4 protein-coding genes are annotated in these 4,185 nt (G+C 63.0%); 3 read left to right on the plus strand and 1 reads right to left on the minus strand.

The annotated features are described in order from the left end of the window. Positions 1-137: 137 nt before the first annotated feature. Positions 138-956 carry an autotransporter outer membrane beta-barrel domain-containing protein gene (locus AC1DT2_RS16840; protein ID WP_477297602.1) on the minus strand — a complete coding sequence of 273 codons (819 nt, stop codon included), beginning with the start codon at positions 954-956 and terminating at the stop codon, positions 138-140. Between AC1DT2_RS16840 and AC1DT2_RS16845 the strand changes: the two genes are divergently transcribed. The 3 genes from AC1DT2_RS16845 to AC1DT2_RS16855 all read left to right on the plus strand — a co-directional run. Continuing rightward, positions 934-2,190 carry a hypothetical protein gene (locus tag AC1DT2_RS16845; protein WP_477297604.1) on the plus strand — a complete coding sequence of 419 codons (1,257 nt, stop codon included), beginning with the start codon at positions 934-936 and terminating at the stop codon, positions 2,188-2,190. The genes AC1DT2_RS16840 and AC1DT2_RS16845 overlap by 23 nt on opposite strands. Before the next feature lie 124 nt (positions 2,191-2,314). Continuing rightward, positions 2,315-2,458, plus strand: coding sequence for a hypothetical protein (locus AC1DT2_RS16850; RefSeq protein WP_477297605.1), 144 nt, complete (start codon positions 2,315-2,317; stop codon positions 2,456-2,458). Between the two features lie 251 nt (positions 2,459-2,709). Next, a partial coding sequence (locus AC1DT2_RS16855) for an amino acid adenylation domain-containing protein (protein WP_477297606.1) occupies positions 2,710-4,185 on the plus strand: 1,476 nt, incomplete at its 3' end.

A 4,185-nucleotide genomic window follows, 5' to 3' on the forward strand; every position in this document is an offset into this window, starting at 1 on the left:
GAGCAAGGCCGCTTCAGTCTGCGCAGGGACGCCAAGGGCACGGACGCCTCAGACTGAGCACGAACGCGCAAGGGACGCTGGATGCATAGAGCGCACCTCGCACGCGGCCCCGCGGTGTCGACCAACGAGAAACCCACTCAGAACGTAACGCGAACCCCCACGTTACCTGCCCAACCCCGCATGCCATAGCTGCCGACGAAGTGCTGGTACGTGCCTTCACCGAAAACCTGAACGTGCTCGCCCAGCTGGCTGACCGCACCCGCAGCCACCTTGTACGCATTGCCCACGCGCCCCGACCCGAAGCGATCGGCAAGGCCCCAGTCCGCACTGGACACGTCCGCGCTCGGGTCGCCGTTGCTCGTATGCGTGAGATCGAGGTTGGCGTACGGCATGAATACCGGGTTGGCAGTGCGCATGAGGCGTGCGCCCACCGTCGCACTCGTCTGCTTCGCGGTACCCAGGCGGACGTCCAGTCCATCGCCGTCGGTGAAGTCGCGGAAATTCAGTGACTGGTGCTTCAGCTGGAAGCGTGGCTCGACGGTCCATTCGTTGCCCAGCGCAAACGGCATGCCAGTCTCGACCGACATGATCCAGCCATTCGCACGCACCGTGCCGACGTCACCGCCCCGCAGGTCCGTGCCGACATCACCACGGTAGCGCGTGGAACCGAGCACACCGTCGACCCACAGGCCGCCGCCATGCTGCCAAGTCATCCAGGCAGACATGCCATTGGCGTTGTACTTCGCCGAGCTGTTGCCGTCGGCTGCCTTGGGTGTGACACGCGTCGTGCCGTGGTCAGCTGCCCAACCCGCGCGCAACGTGCCGTTGTCGCCATCGAGCGCGATGAGGCTGCCGCCGACCTGCAATGCGTTGACCTGCTGGTCGAAGTCGTAGCCGTAGCGCTGGAACGACAGGTTCGACGTGTACCCGACGATGGCGCTCAACGACACGGTCACGCTGTTCCTCGACGGCACCGCCGGCGATGGCACGCCCGTGCGTTACCAGGCCGACCGGCAAGTCACCACGGTCAGGCCACTCAGCCTCACCGTTGCGCAGGTCGATATCCTGAAATTCCTCGATGGACGGATCGATGGCTATTACCGCGTCGTCCCCTACAGCACGCGCCGCCGTGCTTTCATCCGCGCCCTGCAGGAACAGGAGTCGGCGCATCTGGATCTGCGTGTGCGCCGCGGCAGTGCCGAACAGCCGTTGCCTGCGCCCGTCGTGAAAGACGACAAAGGCAGCCTCATCGAAAACGGCGGCTTCCTCGACCCGGCGAGCACGGAAGCTGTGCTCCAGACGCCGCTTTACGACCGCATCGCCAAAGGCGACGAGATCACCTATCGCTGGGTCGGCATCGTGTCCACCCGCACGCAGACTTACAAGGTCGCCGATGCGGCCAAGCCACCGGCCGACTATGCGGGTCGTGACTTTATTGTCCAGAACACCGGCGGCAACGTGGTTGTCAGCTATAGCGTGCGCCGGCTGGGTACGGGCGTGACCGTGCCATCGGCGACCGTGACGTTCCAGATCGACGTAGTGGTGCCCTTCGAGATCGACACCTCGCTCCTCACCTTGACCGATACCAACCCCACGCAAGGCCACCAGGCCAGCGGTGGCGTGCCACCGTATCTGTACAAATCAATCGGCCCCAACGTCAAGGTCACCGACGCCACAAACGGCATCATCCAGGCCATCAACAACGGCCGCGCGGAGATCATGGTGAGCGACAGTGCAACACCGCCGCACTACGGAACATATCCGGTCGCCGCGCAGGTTGGAAATATCCATGACTTCTCACTAGACCCGGCGGCTACCATTCCCGTTGGCATGTCGAAAGATTTCGGCCTCGTAGCCGTTGGCCCCGTACCGCCGCTCTTCGACGTCAGAACCGATGGGTCGGCACTAAGGATCAATACCTCGAATACCTCGCAGACGGACAACTTGAGCTTTCAATGCAAAGAAGGGACGGCACGGAACCAACACTTCTTGACCATCGAATTTTCTGACGTGTCAGGTCGGGTCAAAGTCACATACCTAAATAGTATGGGAGCGCCAGGTGAATATATTCTTGACCAAGGCTCCTCGACCTTCCAATTGGCCTTCATCGACGGAAAGTTCAGTCTCTGGTTTGGGTATACCAACGATAAGCCCGGCTCGGTGTCAATCCGCCGCATATCATTTGCGTGACGAGGGGCTTATCCGCACTGTTTCGTTCCATCAAGCCCGAGGGCACGACTACATGGGGATCGACAACATCCGACTCACCTACGACTGAAGGCATGCGCCCGACGTAAGCCAAGGAACGGCAACCATGACAACCGACACGATTCAGCAGAGAGTCCCGCCCGCCTCCATCAGCACCACGATCGACGGCGGCCTGGGCTACGACGACCTGAACGACCTTGATGCCGGCACCTTCGCCTTCGCCCCTCAGCCATTTGCCCACCCCGGCTAGCACGCCAGTTGTATATGCCGCCCCTGACCCGCGGGCTATAAAGATTCCACAGACGCGAAAGGGACACACCGTCCCTGACGCGTGACGGGGGATCGCATGAAAGCCGAAGGCACGGCACGGTGGATGAGGGATGACAGGGGCACCACGGCAAGCTTTTGCGACGCATTCAGCGCCTCGCATGGGTTCGCTGTTGCCGCCTCGTCCATTTGGCCTATGCCTTCGCGCTCTCCCAACGGGTACGAGGCCATACGATGAATGACGCACCATCCAGCAGCCAGCACGGCGCCGACACCGTCCACGGACGCTTCGCCTCGGTGGCTCGCACCTATCCGGAGCGGATCGCCATCGCGTCGGACGCGTCGACCCTGACCTATGCCGAACTGGACGCCCGCAGCGATCGCATCGCGGCAGGCCTGGTGGCGGCCGGTGTGGAGCCGGGTAGCTATGTCGCACTGCTGATGGAGCGTTCCGTCGAGGCGATCGTTGCCGTGTTCGGTGTACTGAAAGCCGGTGCAGCCTATCTGCCGATCGATACGCGGTGGCCCGTTGAGCGCGTGGCGTTTGCGCTGCGGGATGCGGATGTGGCGGCCATTGTCGCTGACGAAGGGCTGGAAGTTCTCAGTGATGAGATTCCTCTCTTTACGGTTCCGGAGCTGGAGACGGCTAGTGGCGAGCGCCCTTCGCCGCTGAAGCGGCTCCTACAGGGGGGTGAGGGGGCCGATCTTGCTTATGCGATGTATACGTCCGGGTCGACCGGTACGCCTAAGGGCGTCGAGATTCGTCATGTCGCCATCCTTCGCCTGGTGCTGCGTTCGGATTACATCGACTTCGATGCGCCGAAGGTGCTGCATGCCGCGCCGCTCGGCTTCGATGCTTCCACGTTCGAGATCTTCGGTCCGTTGCTCAATGGCGGCACCTGCGTCGTCTACGGCGAGCGGGTTCCCACGGGCTGCGGCATCGCGCGCACTGTCGAACGCCATGGCGCCGAAGTAGCGTGGCTCACCGCTGCGCTGTTCAATGCCATCGTCGACGATGATGCGAGCAATCTTTCCGGCCTGCGTGTCGTACTCACCGGCGGCGAAGCGCTTTCCGTGCCGCATGTGCGCAAGGCGTATTCCGCGCTCCCGGCAACCCAGCTCATCAATGGTTACGGTCCGACCGAATGCACGACGTTCGCGACGACGTATCGCATTCCACGTGAACTGCCCGACGAACTTCGCGCGATTCCCATCGGTACGCCGATCGGCGAGACGTCGCTGCATGTGCTCGATGTGCTCGATGAGACAGGCAACGAAGTCGAACCCGGCACCGTCGGTGAGCTCTACATCGGTGGCAACGGCGTCGCACGTGGCTACCTCAACCGCCCTGAACTCACCGCTGAGCGCTTCGTCGCTGGCGGCACCCGTTATCGCACAGGCGACCTCGTGCACTGGCTGCCCGACGGCAACCTTGGTTTCGTCGGTCGCGTCGACGGACAGGTGAAGATCCGCGGTTATCGCATCGAGACCGGCGAGATCGACATCGTGCTTCGCGCCCTGCCCGGCGTCGCCGCGGCGGCCGTGATCGCGCGTGAAGACACACCCGGCGAAAAGCGCCTTGTCGCTTACTACGTAAGCCACGAGGACGGCGTTACCGCCCGCAGCCTGCGCGATGCCCTCGCCCTGACCCTTCCCGACTACATGCTCCCGGTGGCCTGGGTGCGTCTCGACGCCCTCCCGGTCAACGAC

The organism is Luteibacter sp. P4_E6, from assembly GCF_056401535.1.